The following is a 20,049-nucleotide window of genomic DNA, read 5'->3' as shown; positions in this document are numbered from 1 at the left end:
AGCGCGCGGCGGAAGGCGTCGAACATGGCCTCGGGCACGCCGGGGGCCAGCACGCCCGCGCGCACGTCCCAGTTCACGTGCAGGGCGCCGCCAATCGTGGCGGCCTGGAAGTCGATTCCCACCTGAGGCGTCTGCGTGATTCCGTAGTCGATGGACCAGCTATGCTCAAATTCCCCCGCACGGTCGTCGGAAACGGCCGATGTGAAGACGAACGGGTAATTCGGCGTTTCCCCATCGAGCTCTTTCACGACATCGCGAATGACCTTAACGCCCGAATACGCGCTGTGTTCGACGATGGCCCCCAGTTCGCCGGCGGCCTCGCGCGCGACATCGCGCAGGGAGGCAGTCGACGAGCCCAGGACGGCGAAGCCCGTAGACGTGAAATCGCCCACGAGCATGGGCACGTCCTCGTGATACGGACGGCGATTGAAGAGCGTCACCGTGATGGCGTTGCGCTCTTGCGCCGACCAGAATGAAATGACCTGGGCATATAAGGCAAGAAGAAGCGCGCTGGGGCTAACGCCCATGCCGCTTGCCGCTTCCCGGAACGATTCCCACTGCCCCGCATCGAGCGTAGTGGAAAGACGCGAGAATCGGCTCCCCCACTCGCCGCCCATGGGAACGTCGGCGCCAACGGATATATCACCCAAACGACTCTGCCAATACGCGCGCGCCGCGGAGTCGTCCTCGCGCTGAAGGGCCAGCACGTAATCGCGGAACGTGATGCGCGCGGGATCAAGCGAAAGCGAGCGCCCATGCGCGACCTCGAACAGGTCGTCGAGAATGCGCATAATGCCGGTCCAGTCGGCCACGAGGAAGTCGATGGAAACATGCACGGTGCGTACGGAGCCATGCGTGCTGTAGCCAACTCCCATAAGAGGGGGCAGCGAGGCATCGTGCACCATGTGCGACATATGCTCGCGCATGTCGATCAGGGCGCTTTCGTCGTCGCTATGAGCTTCCACGACCCGCGGCACTTCCACATCCTGAACGGGAAGCACCTGCTGGTACCCCGCTTCGTCGAATCGGGTGCGCAACGCATCGTGCGCGGCAACGACGGCTTCGTACCCACGCTGCACGTCGGCAACGTCCAGCTCGCGCGCGCCAATCTCGAAATACGCGTGGCAGGAAACGCCGCCACCTGCCACGGCATCACGACGGCCCAGCAGATACGCCGACTGCACGTCGGTAAGGGGGAACGGCTGATGCGCGTCTTCCGGATGGGCCTCCAGCGTCTGGCGCGGACCACGTTCCAGTTCCTCCATGATTTCAGAGCGCATCGACTTGATGCTCGCACGCAAGTCGTCGGGCAGCTTCCCCCGCTCGGTGCGGAAGCGCAACTTCCCGTCTTCCACCCAGAGCCTTACTCCCCGTTTTGCGGCATCGGAAATTATTTCCGCAGCTAATTGATTCATGAAATGCCCTTCTTGCCGGTTTACCCTACGCGCCCTCAAGGCGTTCATTCAAAAAGTTAGGTATTGCTAACTGTGCGGATGTCAGGATACACTAACTCGGAAAGTTTGTTATCTCTTGTTCGAATTTTTTTCCATATATGTAAGAAAGATAGATGATTTCAGTGAGCCTCCCAACGTTAAAACCCTGGATATACGAAAACATCGGCGATCTAGTCGGTGCAGAGCCAGAAGAGCTCGAAGGAAGCGACACGCTGTACGACATCGGACTCCAATCCATCACCCTCATGCAGCTTATCGACCGCGCCCATGGAGAACTGGGCGTTTCGCTTTCCTATGCCGACGCGATCGAGGCCCCAACGCTCGATGCTCTGGTGCAGTTGGCGGAAAATGCCCAGGTGAACGGCTTGGCTCAAGCACCCGCATCCTCCCCCGTCACCGCAGACGCACGCGAGGGGAACGCGGATGGGTCGTTCGGGCTTTCCACGATGGGGCATGCCTATTGGGCGGGCAGACAGGATACCGCCGGCGACGCAGGCGTGCCCGCTCACTTCTATCACGAGTTCACCGCGAGCGGCATCAGCCAGGACCGCCTCGACTTCGCCCTCGCCAAGGTATTCGAGCGGCACCCCATGCTGCGAGCCCGGGTCGACGAAAGCGGACGCCAGCATATCTGCAGCGAACCCGCGCACCCCACCTGCACCGTGCACGACCTCACGCGCATGAGCGAACGCGAAGAGGAAGAGGCATTCGAAGCCTTCCGCACGAGCATGGTAAACAGGACCATGGACATCTCGAGGGGCGAGGTGCTCGATGTGCACCTGGTGCAGCGCGCAAACGGCGAAAGCGTTCTCGCCGTGCTTTTGGACATGGGCGTCTCCGATGCGCGCAGCTTCCGCACGGTGCTGAATGAGCTAGCGCACTACTACGTGCACCCCAACGACGAACTTGCGCCCGTCGAAGCAAGCTACCGCACGTACATCGAATCGCTGGCCCAGCCGAGCGAGAAGCGCGAAGCCGATCGCGCATGGTGGAACGACAGGCTCGACTGCTTGCCCGAACAGCCGCGTCTGCCTCTGGCAAGCGACGCAGAAACGCCCGAGAAGCGCTCCTATCGCCTTAACATGCGCCTTTCGGAAGCAGAATATGAGGCGCTCGACGCGCTTGCACGCGAGGAGGGCATCACGCTCACGGCACTCCTCATGACGCTGTTCGGCTACGTCGTGCAGAACTGGAGCGAAAACGAGAGGTTCATCCTAAACGTCCCCGTGTTCAGCCGCCCCACCAACATTCCCGGCATCGAGGACGTCGTGGGCGATTTCACCGGCTCGGTGCTAGTGGACATCGACATTCAAGCGAGCGAGCCTTTGCGCCGAAATCTAAACGCGGTGCATCGTTCCCTAGCCGAAGCGCTGAGCCATCACGAGTATCCAGGCGTGAACGTCCTACGCGACCTCACGAAATACCGCGACGAACCGGCGCGCGCATCTGTCGTGTTCACCTCGGCCATGGGCATCGGCGAGCTCTTCGGCGAGGAATTCCGCGCCAACCTGGGCGAACCCACGTGGATCACGAGCCATAGCCCCTATACGGCACTCGACGTGCAGCTGAGCCTCGTGGCAGGCGCCCTGCACGTGAACTGGGACGTGCGCGCGGGCGTGCTGGCCCCCGGCGTGCCCGAGGCCATGTTCGACGCCTTCCGCCGCGCGCTCTCCGACGCCGCCTCCGGGGCCGCCGGGGCGGACGCGCCCCTCGCCGTGGGCGTGCCGGAGGCGCAGCTGGCCGCGCGCCGCGCCCACCAGGCCGCGCTCGACGCCATGGCCGCCGGCCGCGAGGAGGGCCCGGGCCTGCTGCAGGACGGCTTCCTCGCCCGCGCGGCCGAGGACCCGGGCGCCGTCGCGTGCGTGGGGCCGCGGGGCGAGCGCGTCACGCGCGGCGAGCTCGCCGCCATGGCGCGCGCGGCCGCCTCGGCGGTCGCGGCGGCCGGCGCCGCCCCCGGCTCGCGCGTGGGCGTGTGCGCCGCGCGGGGCGCCTCCCAGGTCGCCTGCGCCTACGGGGCGCTGCTGGCCGGGTGCGCCTACGTGCCCGTGAGCCCCTCGGTGCCCGAGGGCCGCAGGGCGCGCATCGCCGGGCGAGCGGGGCTCTCCGCGCTGCTCTGCGACGGGCCCGCGCCCTGGTGGGACGGCCCGGCCGCCCCCGCGCCGCGCCCGGGCGACGACGCCCCGGCCGGCTGGGAGCCGCCCGCGCGACGGGACCCCTCCGCGCCCGCCTACGTCATATTCACCTCCGGCTCCACCGGCGAGCCCAAGGGCGTCGTGGTGTCGCACGCCGCGGCCCTCAACACCGTGCGCGACGTGCGCGCCCGCTTCTCGTTCGGGCCCGGCGACGTGGCGCTGGCCGTGTCGGGGCTCGACTTCGACCTGTCGGTGTTCGACCTGTTCGGCGTGCTGGGCGCCGGCGGCTCGCTCGCGTTCTGCGAGCAGGGCCCCGTGGCCGACCCCGCCGCCTGGGCCGCCGCTGCCAGGGCCGCGGGCGCCACGGTGTGGAACTCCAGCCCCGCCCAGATGACCATGGCCCTCGACGCCGGCGAGCCGGGGCTGCCGCCCACGCTGCGCCTGGCGCTGCTCTCGGGCGACTGGGTGCCGACCGACTCGCTCGAGCGCGTGCGCCGCTGGGCGCCCGGGGCCGCCGTGGCGGCGCTTGGCGGCGCCACCGAAGCCGCCATCTGGTCCAACGTCCACGTCATGGGCGAGGCCGACGCGGGGCGGGCATCGGTGCCCTACGGCGCGGCCCTCACCGGCCAGCGCATGGAGGTCGCCGGGCCCGGGCTCGCCCCGCGCCCCGACCTGGTGCCCGGCGAGATCGTCATCGGCGGCGCGGGCCTGGCCGAGGGCTACCTCGGCCGCCCCGACCTCACGGGGGCCGCCTTCGTCGACGGCCCCGGCGGGCGCTGGTACCGCACGGGCGACGTGGGCCGCTGGCTGCCCTCGGGCGAGATCGAGTTCCTGGGCCGCCGCGACACGCAGGTGAAGATACGCGGCAACAGGATCGAAGTGGCGGAAGTGGAAGCCGCCATCAACGCACACCCGAGCGTTGCGCGCTCGCGCGTCGTCATTTTGGGCGAGAAATCCAACCGCACCCTTGGCGCGGCCGTAATCGCGCAGGGGAGCCTTTGCGTAGAGGAGCTCGTCGAACATCAGAAGCCACAGCTGCCCGCTGCGGCGGTATGCCACAACATCTTGCTCATGGACGCCTTCCCCATCACGCACAATGGCAAGATCGACATGAAGCAGCTGAAAGCAATGCTCGAGGCCTCGCGATCGAACGAGGGAGCGGCGTACCACGCCCCCGAAACGGAAGACGAGCGCCTCGTTGCGACCATCTGGGAATCGGTGCTCGACATAGCTAACATCGGGCGCGGCGAATCGTTCTTCGACATCGGAGGCGACTCGCTAAGCGGCACCAAGGTACTTGCCGCGTTGCGTGCGCAGGGCCTGAAATCATCGCTCGTAAACCTCTTCGAGCATCCCACACTCGAAGAGTTCGCCCTCACCCTCGAACGGGCGCAGGATGCCGCAGGCAATGCAACGATCGAGGCAGCCCCGAACGAACCGTTTGAATTGACGCAGGTGCAGAAGGCCTACCTCTACGGGCAAGACCCAACCGTGGAACTGGGCGGCATCAGCTGCACCTTCTACCGCGCGTACCGCATCGGCAACCTGAGCGAACAGCGCCTGCAAAACGCGCTTGACGCCATCGTTAGGCGACACGCCATGCTGAGGATGCGCATAGAGGACGGCCTGCAGGTCTATGACGACAGCGTATCGAGCATCCCCGTCGAACGATTCGACAGCGCGCAGGACATGCATGAGGCCCTGGGCCATCGCACGTTCGACCTCTCGCATGCTCCCCTTCTAGCCGTGGGCATCGCGCAAGAGGACGCAGGCAACATTCTGGGCATCGCCTTCTGCAATATCGCCATCGACGCCGCCAGCGTCCTCATGCTGCTCGACGAGATAAGCGATGCATACTTCGGAGCGCCCCTCTGCGACGCACCGCGCATCGAATTCAGCGACTACATGACAAATCGCGCGCGTTTCCTGGAAGAACGCGCGGAAGATGGCCTCGCATATTGGCGCGCACGCACGGACGGCATGCCCAAGGCGCCCGACCTCCCCTTGCTGCGTTCCGCCGAAAGCATCGGTACGCCACGCTTCAAGCGCATGGCGAAGACGCTCAGCGCCGAAGGCGCGCGCAAGCTCGAAGAGGCGTGCCGCGCACATGGCACCACCGTTGCCGGGACCCTCTTCACGCTGTATGCGGAAACCCTCAGGCGATTCTCCGCATCCGATGGCGTGACGATTACCGTAACCGCATTCGATCGCGAACCAGTGCATCCCGATATCGACAAGGTCGTGGGCGACTTCACCAAACTCGTCCTGTCCAGCTACACGCGCGACCTGGAATGCCCCTGGGAAGACACGGTGCGCGCCACCACGCGCAACCTACTTGCCGACCTCGACCATTGTTCCGAGGGCGCGCTTCAGCAGGTGCGCAGCGAGCTCTTCCAGCAAGGGAAGTCGTTCCCCGTCGTGTTCACCGCCGCATTGGGCCTTGAGGGCGGCGCCAAAGAGCAAAGCCTGTTCGACTCCTGCGTCTTCGGACTCTCCCAAACACCGCAGACGTGGCTCGATTGCCAGGTAAGCGACTTCGGAGGCGATGGCATCGTCGTCACGTGGGACCACGTCGACGGCCTGTTCCCCAAGGGATTCCTCGATGACGCATTCGCGCACTTCTGGAGCATGCTGGAATGGAGCGCGCAGGGCGACTGGGGCGCCCGCATGCCCGAACCCTCGCTCGCGCGCGTTTCCGCACCTGCGAATACGCAGGAAGAATGCCTGCATACGCGCTTCGTCGAACATGCGAAAACCGCCCCGAACGACGTGGCCATCAGGCTGCCGAAGAGCGACGAAAGCGTGACCTACGCCCAGCTCGCAAACGACGTGCGCATCGTGCGAAACCACCTTGCCGCGCGTTGCGTGCATGCAGGCGACCACGTTGTCGTGTGCTGCACGAGCGTGCGTCGGCGCATCGCCTGCGCCCTGGCGCTGTTCTGCGAGGGAGCCGTGTACGTACCCGTTTCCTCGACGCAGAACGGCCACCGAATCAAGCAGGTCATCGAACAGAGCGGCGCCCGTCAGGTAATCGACGACGAAACCGCATTCGACGAGCAGGCGCAAAGCGAAGAACGCATCATCGCACGCGATCCCGATGCCATGGCGTACATCATCTTCACGTCGGGAACGACGGGAACGCCGAAGGGCATCGCCATCTCGCATCGCCAGGCCATGACCACGATTAGGCAGGTCTTGGCGTTGTGGCCCGCGTCCGAAGCGCCGCGGACGCTTGCCATCTCGTCACCCGATTTCGACCTGTCCATCTTCGATTACTTCGGAACGCTTGCCGCCGGAGGTACGGTTGTCGCGCTCGACGGAAACGACAACCGCGACTCCCAAACGCTCGCCGCCATCGTGCAGAGCGAGCGCGTCACGCTGTGGAATTCCGTTCCCCAGCTCCTGCAAATGGCCCTGGCGAGCGCCGAAGACGAGCAACTCGCTTCCCTGCTCATGGCATGCGTGTCGGGCGACAAGGTGCCCCTCGACATGCCTCATTGCGCCAAATCGGCCGCCCCGCACATGCGATTCGTCGCCATGGGAGGCGCCACCGAGGCCGCCATCTGGTCGAATTGGTTCGCGCCCCTCGAAGAACGCGCCTGGACGGAAGAGGAACCCCGTTACCCGAGCGTTCCATACGGCCACCCGCTTCCCGGCCAGGGGTTCGAAGTGCGCTCCCTTGCCACGGGCGAAGTATGCCCGCCTTGGACGATTGGCGAGCTCGTCATCACGGGCGACGGCGTTGGCATGGGCTACGTCACAGGCGAAGAGGGCTTCTTCGAGGAAGACGGCGTGCGCAAGTACCACACGGGCGACGTGGGGCGCATTCGCCCCAATGGCATCATCGAGATTCGCGGCAGATCGGACTTCCAGGTGAAGGTGGGCGGCCACCGCATCGAGCTGGGTGAAATCGAGTCCTTCGCGGAAGCCATTCCCTCGGTAGGACGCGCGATTGCAGGCATTACCGCAGATGGCAAGATTGGTTTGGCACTCGAGCGCGCATGGAGCGGCAGCAAGCCCACCATGCCCACGCGCACGAGCTTCGCACCCTCGCAGCCGGGCGAAGCATACCTTGATGAAGCGCACGTACACGCCGTGCTTTCCCGCGTACTGCGCGAGGCGCACACGGTGAACCCCGAATACCGACCCCTCGTTGCCGTGTGGGAGCAATGGATCCGCGAGCATCCGCAAGCCGGCGACGCCGTAAGCGCCCCCGAATCAATCGCGAACGACCTGGTGGCGCTTCTGGCAGGCGAAGCGGGAACCGACGTGTTCGCCGCGAACCCCTATCTCGATTTCGAAGAGCACATGCTCGCCGACCCCGCATCGCGCGCAGCTCTTTCGCTACTGGAAAAGAGCATGCCTTCATCAGGATCAACGGGCATCCTGGGTGCATCCGAGCGCATCATGCGCCACATTGCAAGCAACGCGCCCGTGCAGGGCATTCCCGGTCCGAACATCGACTGCCTCTGCGAATCGCAGCAGTTCGATTTCGTAATCGCGCCATTCAGCTTGCATCGCTTCAACAGCAGGAAGGCAGCGCTCAGCCGCGCGGCAAGTGCCCTGAAGGAAGATGGCGTGCTCGTCGTAGCGGAAATCGATACCCTTTCGCCCGCCGCGCTCATTTCGGCCGTGGCCCTCTCGCGCGGTGCGCTCAACCCGTACGCGTCCGACGATAACGCCTCGACCATCTGCGCTGCCGAAGCCTGGATGGCCGAAGCGCCCTCCGTGGGCCTCGTTCCCATTGGGTTCGCGAAGGCGGAAACGAACGATGCCTACATCATCCGCTTCCGCAAGATGGACGCCGCACCCACTGCAGAGGTACGCGCCTACCTGCGCGATCATATACCCGCTTCGCATATGCCGTCACATGTCTCGTTCATCGACACGCTCCCGCTTTCCCGCAACGGCAAGGTCGACAGAATGCGCGCGATGGCCGCCCTGAACCGCACGACCGCATCATCCGCCACGCGCGAGGAAAGCGAGACCGAGCGCCGCATGGAGGCCATCTGGTGCGAAACCCTGGGCATCGAATCCTGCGACCCCGACGCGAGCTTCTTCGAACTCGGCGGCGATTCGCTTTCCGCGGCCCGTGTCGCACGCATCGTGCGTACGCGTCTCGATGACGAATTCAGCCTGCGCGCGTTCCTCGACGCCCCGTCCATCGCTGCTGCAGCCGCCCTCGTCGACGAGCACAGGGCCGCGCTTGAAGACTTCGACGAAGGTGAACTGTAATGAGCATCGCCATTCTGGGCGCAAGTGGGCGCATGGGCGCCGCCACGCTACGCACATTCAAGCGGGAACTGGGCAAACGCGGTTCTGACGAGACGATCATCGGGACGTATCACTCAACGCCCCTGCGCGAGGAAGGCGTACGGGGCTTTGAACTCGACGCAGAACGCGATGCGTCCATCGAAGAGCTCTGCGCGCTAAGCGACACGGTCATCGACTGCCTGGGGCCTTCCGCCCGCTATGGCGAACGCATCTCGCGCATCTGCTCCGCATGCGGCACGCGCCTCATCTCGCTCGGGCATGTTCATAGCCCCAACGCACGCAACCAGGTGCTGCAAGCTGGCGCGCTTCCCGGACTACTTGCGGGAGTCTTCACGCTCGCAGGCGCAAGCGATGCGCGCGCAATCGAGATCGTATACGAGTTCAACGGCGCGCTCACGCCAACGGCGGCGCTCGACGTACTTGCCACCGACTACGCCGACGGACTCGATAGGGCCTGCGAGCAGCCCCTATCGCTCGCAGGCAAGGGCAGGGCAATCCCCTACCACGATCGCGTTACCGCAAGCTTGGCCAAGGACGCAAGTTCAATTGTGCGCGCCTACAGCCTCTGGCCCGAAGCGCTGCTTGATGCTTTCCGCGCACCCAAGTCGATGGAGCTGGAACGACGCGCCAAGGCGATGAGCGCCGCCTCGTCGCTTGGCCGCTCGGACGAGACCATCGTGCACATCATCGTCAACCCCACACCCGGTGCCCAGGATACGCTCACCGTGCACATCCCGTCGCTCTACGAATTCAGCGCTGCGGGCGCATGGCTCGCATGGCGCAACGGGTTGCCAGGCGAGCAACAAGAAGCGATGCCGTTCGCGATACTCGCAGGTGATACACTGCCGAATGTCCTACGGGAATGCATCCAAATCAGCGGTGGATGGATCTTGAACCCCGAAGAGGACGAAGCGGAAGAAGGAGAACTGTAATGCCCGGAAATGCACAGGTCATCGTCTGCGGAACGACGTTCGGCGCCATGCACGCAAAGGCGGCATTCGCCGACCCCACGCTGGACCTCGCCGGCATATGGGCGGGCGGAAGCGACCGCTCGAAATCGATTGCGGCAGCCTACGGCACTACGCTCTTCACGCAGGCGAACGACATACCCACCCCGCAGGATGGGACGCCGAACATCGCCAGCGTGGCGCTTCGCTCCTCGGTCCTGGGTGGACGCGGCAACGATATTGCCTGCTCGCTTCTGGAGCGCGGATACGATGTGCTGCTCGAGCCGCCCCTGCATGCGAACGACATCGCCGAACTCGCCCGCTGCGCGCAAAAGCATGGCCGGAAGCTGGCCGTGGGCAACCTCTACCGCAATCTCCCCGCAGCCACGGCGTTCGTACGCGCGCTGCGTTCCCTTTCGGGAAAAAGCGACACTGTCCGCCTGCGCATCAGCGCATCAATGCACGTGACGTATTACCTCTGCGGCCTTCTGAGCGACATCGAGCCCGGAGCTAGCCTGCGCATCGATAACGCCCAGAACGAAGGACCCTTCGTGCACGTCACGGGCTCATTCGGGCGCATCCCCTGCTCGTTCGACATCTGGAACCAGGCGGACGCATCGCACCCCGACGCCTTCGCCCACCTGTTCATGGGCATTGAGGCCTACACGCAGGCGGGCACGCTCGTCATGCCGGAGGTATGCGGGCCGGTGCTCTGGAATGCGCGCATGGAAATTACCGAGCGAGACGAGCGCGGCCTTCCCCGCACCAGCGCCGCCGCACCCACGAAAACGCTTTTCGAAGAACGCAACGAACGCTCCTTCGGCGACTGGACGAGCGAGATCTGGACGCAGTGCATCGCGCAGGATATGCATGCGCTCATCAGCGCTCCTGTTGGAAACAGGAACCTGGCCGCAAGCATGCAGCAGGCCAGGAACTGGACAACCCTCACCAAGGCGACGGGCTACCCCGAAAGCATCAACGAGCCGCAAGGGCTCGACGTCACGCCCAGCGCGCAGTAACGCATGAACGCGGATTGGCGGCTACGAAAGAGCATCCGTCAATCCGCACGCACGAACCTCCACTGGCAGCGAGGCCTCGCATGCGGGCACGCACAGCGACGCAACGAAGCCCTCGCCTGCGCGTATATCGCGAATCGCCCACAAACCGTCATCAGCCTCGAATGTATCGTCCACCACGCACAGCGACGGCGGAGGCTCCACGAGCCCAATGCCACGTGCCTTCACGAGCGCCTCCTTGCGCACCCAAAGACGCAGGGCATCGCGCTCCCCCCTCTCATCGATTCGCTGCAGCTCGCGGGAGCTAAACGCGTCATCGCCCAAACCACCAGCCAGGGCGGACGTTCCCACACGCTCGATGTCGACGCCCAAGGGAAAGGGCGCGATTGCGAACGCATAAAACGGGTCGGACTTCGAAAGCGAAAAGCAGAGGCGCACGCCATCCACCACAAGCGCTGGAGGCCCGTGTCTATCGGAACCGCATCGTGGGCATGCCAAGCGCTCGATTCGCACCACATTGGGGGCAACGCCGGCATATGCGCCCACATGGCGTCGTACGCCCCCATGCACGCAACGATAGAACGAGGCAAGATGCTCGAACTTGAATGACGCAAGACGGGAGCGTTCCTCGTCGGTGAACCAGGCATCTGCCTGCGGCGCGAGGGGGTCTTCCCCACGCGTATCGACGAGCCACACAACCGGGCCCGCAAGGTTGATTGCCGTATCCATTACGATTCGCGCTGGGCGCGCTTGCTCGTCTTCCCCACGAACGTCTCGGGAAATTCGTCGACGATTTCGAACTCGTCGGGAATCTTGAACCCCGCAATCCCCTTCTGGCGCAGGAACTTCTTCAACTTGAACGGACTCACCGAGGACGCATCGGCTTCGGCTCGCAATATGACGAACGCTTTGACCTTCTCGCCCAGCACCTCGTCGCGCACGCCCACCACCGATGCGTCGTGAACGGCTTCGTGGGAAAGGAGCAGGTTCTCGATTTCCTCGGGGGACACCTTTTCGCCACCGCGGTTGATCTGGTCTTTCTTGCGCCCCGTGACCATAAGGTACCCACGCTCGTCACGCGTTACGATATCGCCCGTGCAATAGAAGCCGTCGAGCGTGAAGTCGCGTTCGTTCACCTCGGGAGCGCGGTAATACCCCCTGATGGTATAGGGCCCACGCACAAGAAGGTTGCCCGGAACGCCCGCGGGGACATCGACGCCCGCATCATCCACCACGCGCACTTCATCGTCAGGCGAGATGCGCAGGCCCTGCGACGAGACGATCAGGCTTTCCTCGTCATCGAGGCGCGTGTAGTTCACCAGGCCCTCGGCCATGCCGAAAACCTGCTGCAACGTGCACCCAAGCTCGGGCTTCACGCGACGCGCCGCCTCCTCGCTGAACTTGGCGCCGCCCACTTGCAGCACCTGAAGGGATGAGAGGTCCCACTCGGACCGAAGCGAGGAATTGAGCCATAGCAGCGCAATGGGAGGCACGAGCGACGAGCTGGTGACCTTATGCTGCGAGATGAGCGGGAACGCGACGTCGGGGCTGCCGCTGGGCGCGAGCACCATCTTCGAGCCCGCATAGATGCACCCGAGCACGCCAGGCGAGCTCATCGTGTAATTATGGGCGATGGGGAGCACCACCAGGTGCACGCTTTCGGGGGAAAGACCGCATATGCGCGCCGACTCGCGGATGGTGTACAGGTAGTCGTCGTGCGTGCGGGGAATGAGCTTGGGCTTACCCGTCGTGCCGCCCGAGAGCTGCAGGAATGCGACATCGGACGGGGCGCAGCGCTCCCGATGCTCGAGCGGCTCGCCGTAGAGCTTCCCGAATTCCGCGCAGCCATTGCGCGTGTCGACCACCAGCGCATGCTCGATGCTCGGCACGCGCTCCTCCATAAGGCGAGCCAGCGACTCATGGCTGAAGCCTTCGCAGACATCGATGGTGATATACGCCTTGGCCTGGGCAAACGAGCAGAAGTACTCGATTTCGGCCTGACGATGCGCCTGAAGGGCGAACACGGGGACGGCACCCAGCTCGAAGAGCGCGAAGACCACGTCAAGATACACGGACACGTTGGGGAGCTGCACGACGACGCGATCGCCCCGCCCAATCCCCAAACGCTGCAATCCACCAGCCAGGCGCAGCACACGCTCGCCCAGCTGCCCATACGTAACCTCCCCGCCAGCATCGACGGCTGCAACGCGCTGAGAGAAATCGCGAACGGCGCCGAAGAACATATCGGCAATGGTCTCGCCCTTCCAATAGCCGCGCTCGCGATAGCGCTGCGCCATGTCGGACGGATACGGCACGACCCCGTCGAGCAACACGCCCGCAGGATGCGGACCCACGACAAGGCCCCGAGCCGGCATGGACTCGGCTTCGTTCGCATACGCACCCCATTGCAGCTTATCGCTCATTTCGCTCCCATCTAGAATCGACGACAGGAAAAAGGACCCGAAGCCCCCTTCGAACCTGTCTTCACAATTGCATAGTCGCCACAACCGATATTAGGCTTATCTAACTCACATGACTCTACCATTGGCACCGCGGCTCGGCAACACCGTTTTCCCAAAACAGCGGCCCTTTTCGCCCCAACGGAACGAGCATGCGCGCAAGCGGAATGCACTCCATGCGCTCCGCTTTGCCCCAATGGACATTCGAAGCAACCATGAACCGTATTTGAACACCTAATGGTATTCGCCACTTGGGCAATGCCATTTTTCATGCAGGGCGCTATAGTTTCGTCCGTCATACATATGGAAACGCGCCCCGCTTCTGGCGGGGCTTTTTACGCCCGAAAACAGGGTGGAAGGAAGTGAGCCGCGCAATGGCGCAACGCTGCGATCGAAGCATCGACATGCTCAACGGACCCCTCCTGGGTAAAATCCTCCTCTTCGCACTCCCCCTCATCATCACGAGCTGCATCCAGCAACTCTTCAATTCGGTAGACTCCGCCATTGCGGGCCAGTTCGTTTCCAACGAGGCCCTGGCCGCCATCGGCGCTACCGCCCCCATCGTGAATCTGGTCGTGAACGTATTCGTTGGCCTTTCCGTCGGCGCGAACGTCGCCGTGGCAGTGCGTATCGCGAACGGTCGCGAGCAAGACATCAAGCAGGCCGTGCACACGTCGATGGCCGTTTCGCTCATCTGCGGCATAGCCCTTATCGCCGTTGGCCTGGGAGCCACCGGCCCGCTGCTCAACGCCATCGCCACGCCCGAATCGGTTATGGAACCCGCAGCGCAGTACCTGGGCATCTACTTCATTGGCACGCCCTTCATCATGCTCTACAACTTCGGCTCCGCCGTCCTGCGTGGCAAGGGCGACACGCGCAGCCCCCTGTATGCGCTCGCCGTGGCATGCGGCCTTAACGCCCTGCTCGACCTGCTGTTCACCACGGTAATTCCGCTGGGCGTCATGGGCGTCTCGCTCGCCACCGTCATCGCATACGCCAGCGCCGCGGTCATCGTAGTGGCGGCCATGATTCGCGACAAGGGCGCGACGCACCTTGACGTGCGCATGCTCCGCATCGCCAAGGGCCCGCTTTCCACGCTTCTGAAGATTGGCGTTCCCGCGGGCATCCAAGGCGCCGTATTCGCCGTATCCAACCTGGTCATCCAGGCTGCCATCAACGGCTTCGGCTCGCAGGCAATGGCCGGCTCCACCGCATCCTTGAATATGGAGAGCTATTCCTACTTCGCGGTTTCCGCCTTCGCGCAAACAGCCGTTACCTTCATGGGGCAGAACTTCGCGACCAAGAAGTACGACCGGTGCCGTCGCATCTTCGCCATCTGCATGGGCGGCTCGATCGTATTCACCGGCGTCATGGGCGTGGTCTTCGCCACGTTCATGCAACCGCTCGAATCGCTATTCACCGCCGACGTGCTGGCCATGTCGTTCGCGAGCATCCGCATCTGGCGCGTGGCCGTAATCGAGTTCATCCCCGCGTTCTACGAGGTCCCGGCAGGCGCCATGCGCGGTATGGGCTCGTCGCTCATGCCCGCCATCATCACCGTAATCGGCACGTGCGCGCTGCGCCTCGTGTGGGTCTCCACCGTGTTCGCCGCCGACCCCACCTTCGAAACGCTCGTGAACGTCTACCCCATCTCGTGGATTGTCACAGGCGTGGCCATGATGGGCGCGTACTTCATCTTCACGTACCGCGTTCAGAAGGGCATCGTCGCGCAGCAGGAAGAGAAGAAGCGCAAGAAGCGCGAGCAGAAGGCGCTCCAGCTGCAGGAGAGCGGAACGCAGGGCAACCGCACCATCGTGCGCAGGATCACTTCCCATCTGCACATCTCCCACTTGCGCAAAGCCGCCTAGCGACAACGCGCCCACCAACAAGAACGACCCCCGCAGGCACCATGCCGCGGAGGTCATTCTTGTTGGTGGGCCCACGCCCTCTACTGCACGAGGTTGGAGTCTTCCGTCTTGCGCACGTACCACCCCAGGAAGCTCGCGAGGGGCTTCCTAAGCACAAGGCCCAGCAGCGCAGCCGGAATGATGAAGAGCGCCAACTGGCCAAGCTGAATCCAGAAGTCATTCTGGTACACGCCCATCATTGCCGCGCGCATGGCGGCAATCGTATGCGTTGCAGGCAGATACGGGCTAATGGCCTGGAACGCGTCGGGCAGCACCTGCAGCGGATAGCTGCCGTTACCCGCCGTTACCTGCACGATGAGCAGGAGAACGCCCATGGCCTTGCCCAGGTTCGCGAACGAGACCACGAACGAATACATGAGGAACGTGAACACCAATCCGCTGAACCAGAAGCAGAGTAGGTACAGCAATGGCTCGTTCACCTGCACGCCCAGGAAGAACATATTGCCCAGGGCCATGATTGTCGTCTGGGATAGCGAAGCGAGCGCGAAGATGCCGAAGCGCCCCAGGAAGAAATGGCGCGGCTTGGGGTTGCGCAACGTGGATTGGGCCTCCTCGGATACTACGACGCGGATGGCCACGGTGAGCAGCAACGATCCGATCCAAATGGCGAGCGTCGTGTACAGCGGCGCCATCTGCGAGCCGAAATTATCAGCCGGGAAAACGGCATGCCTGTTCAGCTGCACGGGTGCGGAAAGCGCGTCGGCCAGGGCACTCGGGTCGGTGGAGAGCAGCGTGGCGATCTTGCTCGAATCGCCTGAAACGAGCGCTTCCTTCAGTTCGGCGGAAAGCTGCGTGAGCTTGTCGGCGGATGCACTCATATCCTGAGCGGCGGAATTGAGGCTGTCTTTCACCGAGGCGAGCTTTTCGGAAATGGAACCCGCGCTCCCCTGCAGGTCGTCAGCTGCGGAGGAAAGCGTTGCGGCGTTCACGATAAGCGAGTCGGACAGCGACGAGATATTGCTCGCCAAATCGTCGAGCACGGGCTTCACGTCGGAGCGGTAATTGGTCTGAAGCTCGGAAATGTTGTTCTTCGCCTGGTTGACGAGGTCTTTTGCCTTGTCGTATTCCTCCTGGGCATCCCCCGTGCCGCTCTCGATATCGTTCGCGGCGGCATCGAGCACGTCGGCAAGGGACTCATCGGCGTTGATGGAATTGTCAACCGTCGCTATCGCGGCACGGATGTAGGGCTTGTACTGCTCGTCGACCTGCTGCTCGAGCGTTTCGAGCGACGACTTCAGGCTCTTGAGCCCGCTCACGTGGTTGCGCTCGTCGTTCGCCTCGCTGCGAAGCTGGTTAACGCGGTCGGAGACGAGCACGCTCGAATCGTTGAACACGGTATCGAGCGACGAGGAAAGCGAATCGTAGCTCTGCTGCGTATTGGAAAGTGCGGTGTCGAGCGCGGACGTAGACGAGGAGAGGGCGGATGACAAGTCATCGATGGCCGCATCGGCCCCCTGGGCATCGCTCTTCACATCGGCAACGGCGCTCTGCGCGCTATCAAGCAAGTTCGACGAGCTGTCGATAAGCGACTGGGCAGACCCCACCAGGCCCGCATACGAGGACAGGAGCCCCGACGTGCGCGACATGGTATCGCCCATCGTCTGGATATGGTCGGCAAGCTCCCCAATGCGCCCGTCGGCATCGCTGTCCTGCGCATATTCGTACAGCGCCGAGGCGATGGAGAGCGCGGTATCGGAAAGCGTCTGGGTAAACGCCTCGTTCACCTGATAGGCGACCTTGTCGGCACCCTGCCCCGTCACCTTGGGTGCGATGGCGTTCTTCTTCTCGTTCGTGTAGTAGACGATCTGGGCATGCTCGGAGCTTTCCGAGTAGAACGTCATCATGTCACGGCTGAAGCTCTCGGGGATCACGAGCGCAGCGTAGTACTCGCCCGACTCGACGCCCTCGATGGCGTCCTCCTCGCTTACGAACTGCCATTCCAGCTGATCGTTCGCGCGCAACGTGGACACGACCCTATCGCCGATATTGATCTCGAGCGGAACGAGATCGCTTTCGTAGCCCTCGTCGCAATTGGCGATGGCGACCTTCAGGTTGCCCGTGTTACCGAACACGTCCCAGCAGGCCAGAATGTTGTACCAGCTGAAAATCGAGGGCAAGAACACGAGGCCCAGCACGATGATGATGGTGACGACATTGCTGAATACGCGTTTCAGGTCGCCCAGGAACAGAAGCCAGATGTTCTTCATCGTGCACCCCCGTTCCTGCGAAGCACGTCAATTGCGCGCGCCAACGGCGTGCCGCTCACATGCTGCTGCCTGTTGTATACGTCGCGAAGCTGGTCGTTCGTAAGGCCGATGGTGCTCACGCGATGTTCGATGTTGTCGCGGATATGCTCGATGACCACCAGGAATATCATGATGAGGACAAGCCAGATGAGCCACGCGGTTAGCATGACGAGCTTCCCCGTGCCCGAAAGCGCCAGCAGCGGCGTGACCACGAACGGCACGCCGAAGCCCAGAATCCACGCAAGGCGCTTCAAGCGCGGATACCAAAGGGCGAAGCGCTCCACGGATACAAGCAGCTGCTCGCGATACTCCTCGCGGTCGGCAAGCACGCCGATGACCTGCGTAAGGCGATAACGGCGCGCGGGCAGTTCCGATTCCTCGCCGTTCATGATGTCGCTCTCGCGAATCTGACGCGAGAAGAGGCGATTGAGGTTCGTGAGATACGGCCTGAAGATGAGCGTAAGCACCGTGAACACCACGAAGAAGAGCACGAGCATGCCCATGCAGTACGCCCACTGGCCGTCGTAGAAGCCGGCGATGGTTTCGCGCATGGCGTTGATGCCGTACGTGAACGGCAGAAGCGGGTAAATGACCTGGAAGAACGACGGCGTCATTTCCACGGGGTACAAGCCCGTGGCACCGGGAATCTGCGCGAACACGAGGATGATGCAGATGCCCTTGCCGATATGCTGCAGCATCACCGAGAGCGAATACTGGATGGCAAGGTACGAGAGCGAGCACACCACGGCGGTAAGCACGTAGAGGGGCACGTTCATCGTCTGGACGCCCAGGAAGAGGTTGCCCACGCAGCAGACGACCGCCTGCAACGCCACGAGAAGGGAAAGGAAGAGCCCCCTGCCCACGTAGGCCTGGCGCAGCGTAAGCCCCTCTATGGTGCCGCGGTCGACTTCCTGCTTCAGGATGACCATGAGCATGAACACGCCGATCCACAGCGTGAGGTTGGTGAACAGCGGCGCCATGGCCGAGCCGAACGAATTCACGGGATAGAGCGTCTCGGTGGTGAGCTCGGTTGGCGAGAGCATGAAGTCGGCGACCTTCGAGGAATCGATGGAGCCGTCGACGCCGAAAATCTGCCCAAACAGCTGCGACGTGCCCAGAGCCTCGATATCGGCCTTGACGGTGTCGATGCTCCCCTGCAGCGTGGCGAGCATGGAATCGGTCTGGTCGAGGGCGTCCTTCGCGGAGCGGAGCGTTTCGTCGAGCTGGTCGAGCACCGCAAGCGTCTGGTCGATGAGCAGCGACTGGCGCGCCACCGTGGAAGACAGGGTGCCCGACGTGGCAGCGATATTGGAAAGGGCGCTGTCGACGCTGGGAATGACGCTCGTGGAAAGCACCGTGCGATACTCGCCCGCGTTCGTGAGCGCCGTTTGGGCCGCATCGTTCGCGGCATCGCCCGCATCGGATGTGTCGGCCGCGGCCTTCTTCGTATCCTCGCTGATGCCCTGCAGGGTCTGGATTGAGGAAGACAGGCTGCTGTTGCGGCTCTCCATCACGCTAATCGTGGCAAGCAAGGTGGTCTTCTCCTGCCCATCGGGCATGACGGAGGCGATTCCACGCAGCTCCTCGATCATCTTCTCGTTCTGCTCAACGGCAGTTTCGCCATACGACAGGGCGCTTTGGACGGAACCTTCCGCCGCGATAACCGAAGAGCACGCCTCGCCCACCGCCGCATTGGCATTCGAAGCCGCACGCGACGCAAGCACGGAGCCCTGGTCCATGTTGGTGAAAATAGTCGACGACATCGTACCGAGCTTGTCCTGCGCGGTGAGCGTAAGCGATTGCACGTCGCCCAGCGATGCGGAAATGAGCTGGATGTCGCTCTTCGCACCCTGGAGCTTGCTGCGCGCATCTGCCGACTTGTCGAGCGCCTGCTGCGCCGATTCGGAAAGGTCGGATGCGGAACTGCGTGCCGACGCGATGCTATCCTGCGCCGTGGTGAAACGCGCGATAACGTTTTCCTTAGCCTGCGAGATATCGCCACGCACATCGCTTACGACCTGGTCGAACTTGGCAGCCACTACTTCGCTTGCCGCCGACACGAACTCGGAGTTGATCATCTGGTCGAGCGTGGAGGCACCGGTATCGGTAATCTTCGGCGACACCGCACCCGTCTTCTCGTTCACGTAGTATTCCAGCTGCGGGCGCTCGATGTCGCCCGACAGGATGGTGGTGAAGCACGAGCTGAAGTTGGAGGGAATGATGAAGGCAGCGTACGCCTCGCCGGATTGCACCTTTTCGATCGCGGTATCGCGGTCGGTAAACTCCCAGCCCAGCTGCGTATTTTCCTCGAGGCTCTCGACGATCTGGTCGCCCAGGGCGAGCTGCCCCATATCATCGGAATAGGCGCCCTGGTCTTCGTTGACCACGCACACCTTCAGATTGCCCGTATTGCCATACGGGTCCCAGAAGCCAACCACGTTGAACCAGGTGTACATGGATGGGAGAACTATGAGGGCGACGATTACGACCAGCGCCGCAGGCGATTTAAGCAAGCGCATGACATCGCGGCCGAATACGCGCAGGATATTCCGCAAGCTTCCCTTCCCCTTTCATTTCATACGACAAACAAGGC

At 63.2% G+C, this 20,049-nt stretch carries 9 protein-coding genes; 4 read left to right on the top strand and 5 right to left on the bottom strand.

The annotated features are described in order from the left end of the window. The coding region (locus AC04P6_RS05385; protein ID WP_475565593.1) for a condensation domain-containing protein at nucleotides 1–1,415 on the bottom strand (1,415 nt) is incomplete at its 3' end. A gap of 152 nt (nucleotides 1,416–1,567) precedes the next feature. On the opposite strand from AC04P6_RS05385, the gene AC04P6_RS05380 reads away from it, so the two are divergent. The 3 genes from AC04P6_RS05380 to AC04P6_RS05370 are packed head-to-tail and all read left to right on the top strand — an operon-like array spanning nucleotide 1,568 to nucleotide 10,826. After that, on the top strand, nucleotides 1,568–8,821 hold the full coding sequence (locus tag AC04P6_RS05380; protein WP_475565592.1) for an amino acid adenylation domain-containing protein: 7,254 nt from the start codon (nucleotides 1,568–1,570) through the stop codon (nucleotides 8,819–8,821). Further along, entirely contained in the window at nucleotides 8,821–9,792 is a 972-nt protein-coding gene (locus AC04P6_RS05375; protein ID WP_475565591.1) for a hypothetical protein, read from the top strand. Before AC04P6_RS05380 ends, AC04P6_RS05375 begins: the two co-directional genes overlap by 1 nt. Continuing rightward, a complete protein-coding gene (locus tag AC04P6_RS05370) occupies nucleotides 9,792–10,826 on the top strand; it encodes a Gfo/Idh/MocA family oxidoreductase (RefSeq protein ID WP_475565590.1) in 1,035 nt (344 codons plus the stop codon). The genes AC04P6_RS05375 and AC04P6_RS05370 overlap by 1 nt, the downstream gene beginning before the upstream one ends. A gap of 21 nt (nucleotides 10,827–10,847) precedes the next feature. On the opposite strand, the gene AC04P6_RS05365 is transcribed toward AC04P6_RS05370, so the two are convergent. Together AC04P6_RS05365 and AC04P6_RS05360 are read right to left on the bottom strand one after the other, a co-directional pair. Continuing rightward, nucleotides 10,848–11,552 carry a 4'-phosphopantetheinyl transferase family protein gene (locus AC04P6_RS05365; RefSeq protein WP_475565589.1) on the bottom strand — a complete coding sequence of 235 codons (705 nt, stop codon included), beginning with the start codon at nucleotides 11,550–11,552 and terminating at the stop codon, nucleotides 10,848–10,850. Then, nucleotides 11,552–13,246 (bottom strand): (2,3-dihydroxybenzoyl)adenylate synthase, encoded by a 1,695-nt coding sequence (locus AC04P6_RS05360; RefSeq protein WP_475565588.1) that lies wholly within the window; start codon nucleotides 13,244–13,246, stop codon nucleotides 11,552–11,554. The genes AC04P6_RS05365 and AC04P6_RS05360 overlap by 1 nt, the downstream gene beginning before the upstream one ends. A 440-nt stretch (nucleotides 13,247–13,686) precedes the next feature. Here AC04P6_RS05360 and AC04P6_RS05355 point away from each other — a divergent pair, with 440 nt between their 5' ends. Further along, entirely contained in the window at nucleotides 13,687–15,150 is a 1,464-nt protein-coding gene (locus AC04P6_RS05355; protein WP_475565587.1) for an MATE family efflux transporter, read from the top strand. Nucleotides 15,151–15,230: 80 nt separating this feature from the next. On the opposite strand, the gene AC04P6_RS05350 is transcribed toward AC04P6_RS05355, so the two are convergent. Continuing rightward, nucleotides 15,231–17,417 carry a YhgE/Pip domain-containing protein gene (locus AC04P6_RS05350; protein ID WP_475565586.1) on the bottom strand — a complete coding sequence of 729 codons (2,187 nt, stop codon included), beginning with the start codon at nucleotides 17,415–17,417 and terminating at the stop codon, nucleotides 15,231–15,233. Further along, nucleotides 17,414–20,011 (bottom strand): YhgE/Pip domain-containing protein, encoded by a 2,598-nt coding sequence (locus AC04P6_RS05345; RefSeq protein WP_475565584.1) that lies wholly within the window; start codon nucleotides 20,009–20,011, stop codon nucleotides 17,414–17,416. The genes AC04P6_RS05350 and AC04P6_RS05345 overlap by 4 nt, the downstream gene beginning before the upstream one ends. Nucleotides 20,012–20,049 lie beyond the last annotated feature (38 nt).

It is taken from the genome of Denitrobacterium sp. (genome assembly GCF_056180635.1).
Note: the sequence above shows the minus strand (reverse complement) of the source record. Positions and strands in the feature narration are given on the sequence as shown.

What these genes read in the sequence shown, in the direction of transcription:
- AC04P6_RS05355 (WP_475565587.1), top strand. Translation starts at nt 13,687, where the DNA reads ATGCTCAACGGACCCCTCCTGGGTAAAATCCTCCTCTTCGCACTCCCC.
- AC04P6_RS05360 (WP_475565588.1), bottom strand. Translation starts at nt 13,246, where the DNA reads ATGAGCGATAAGCTGCAATGGGGTGCGTATGCGAACGAAGCCGAGTCC.
- AC04P6_RS05365 (WP_475565589.1), bottom strand. Translation starts at nt 11,552, where the DNA reads ATGGATACGGCAATCAACCTTGCGGGCCCGGTTGTGTGGCTCGTCGAT.
- AC04P6_RS05375 (WP_475565591.1), top strand. Translation starts at nt 8,821, where the DNA reads ATGAGCATCGCCATTCTGGGCGCAAGTGGGCGCATGGGCGCCGCCACG.
- AC04P6_RS05350 (WP_475565586.1), bottom strand. Translation starts at nt 17,417, where the DNA reads ATGAAGAACATCTGGCTTCTGTTCCTGGGCGACCTGAAACGCGTATTC.
- AC04P6_RS05370 (WP_475565590.1), top strand. Translation starts at nt 9,792, where the DNA reads ATGCCCGGAAATGCACAGGTCATCGTCTGCGGAACGACGTTCGGCGCC.
- AC04P6_RS05380 (WP_475565592.1), top strand. Translation starts at nt 1,568, where the DNA reads ATGATTTCAGTGAGCCTCCCAACGTTAAAACCCTGGATATACGAAAAC.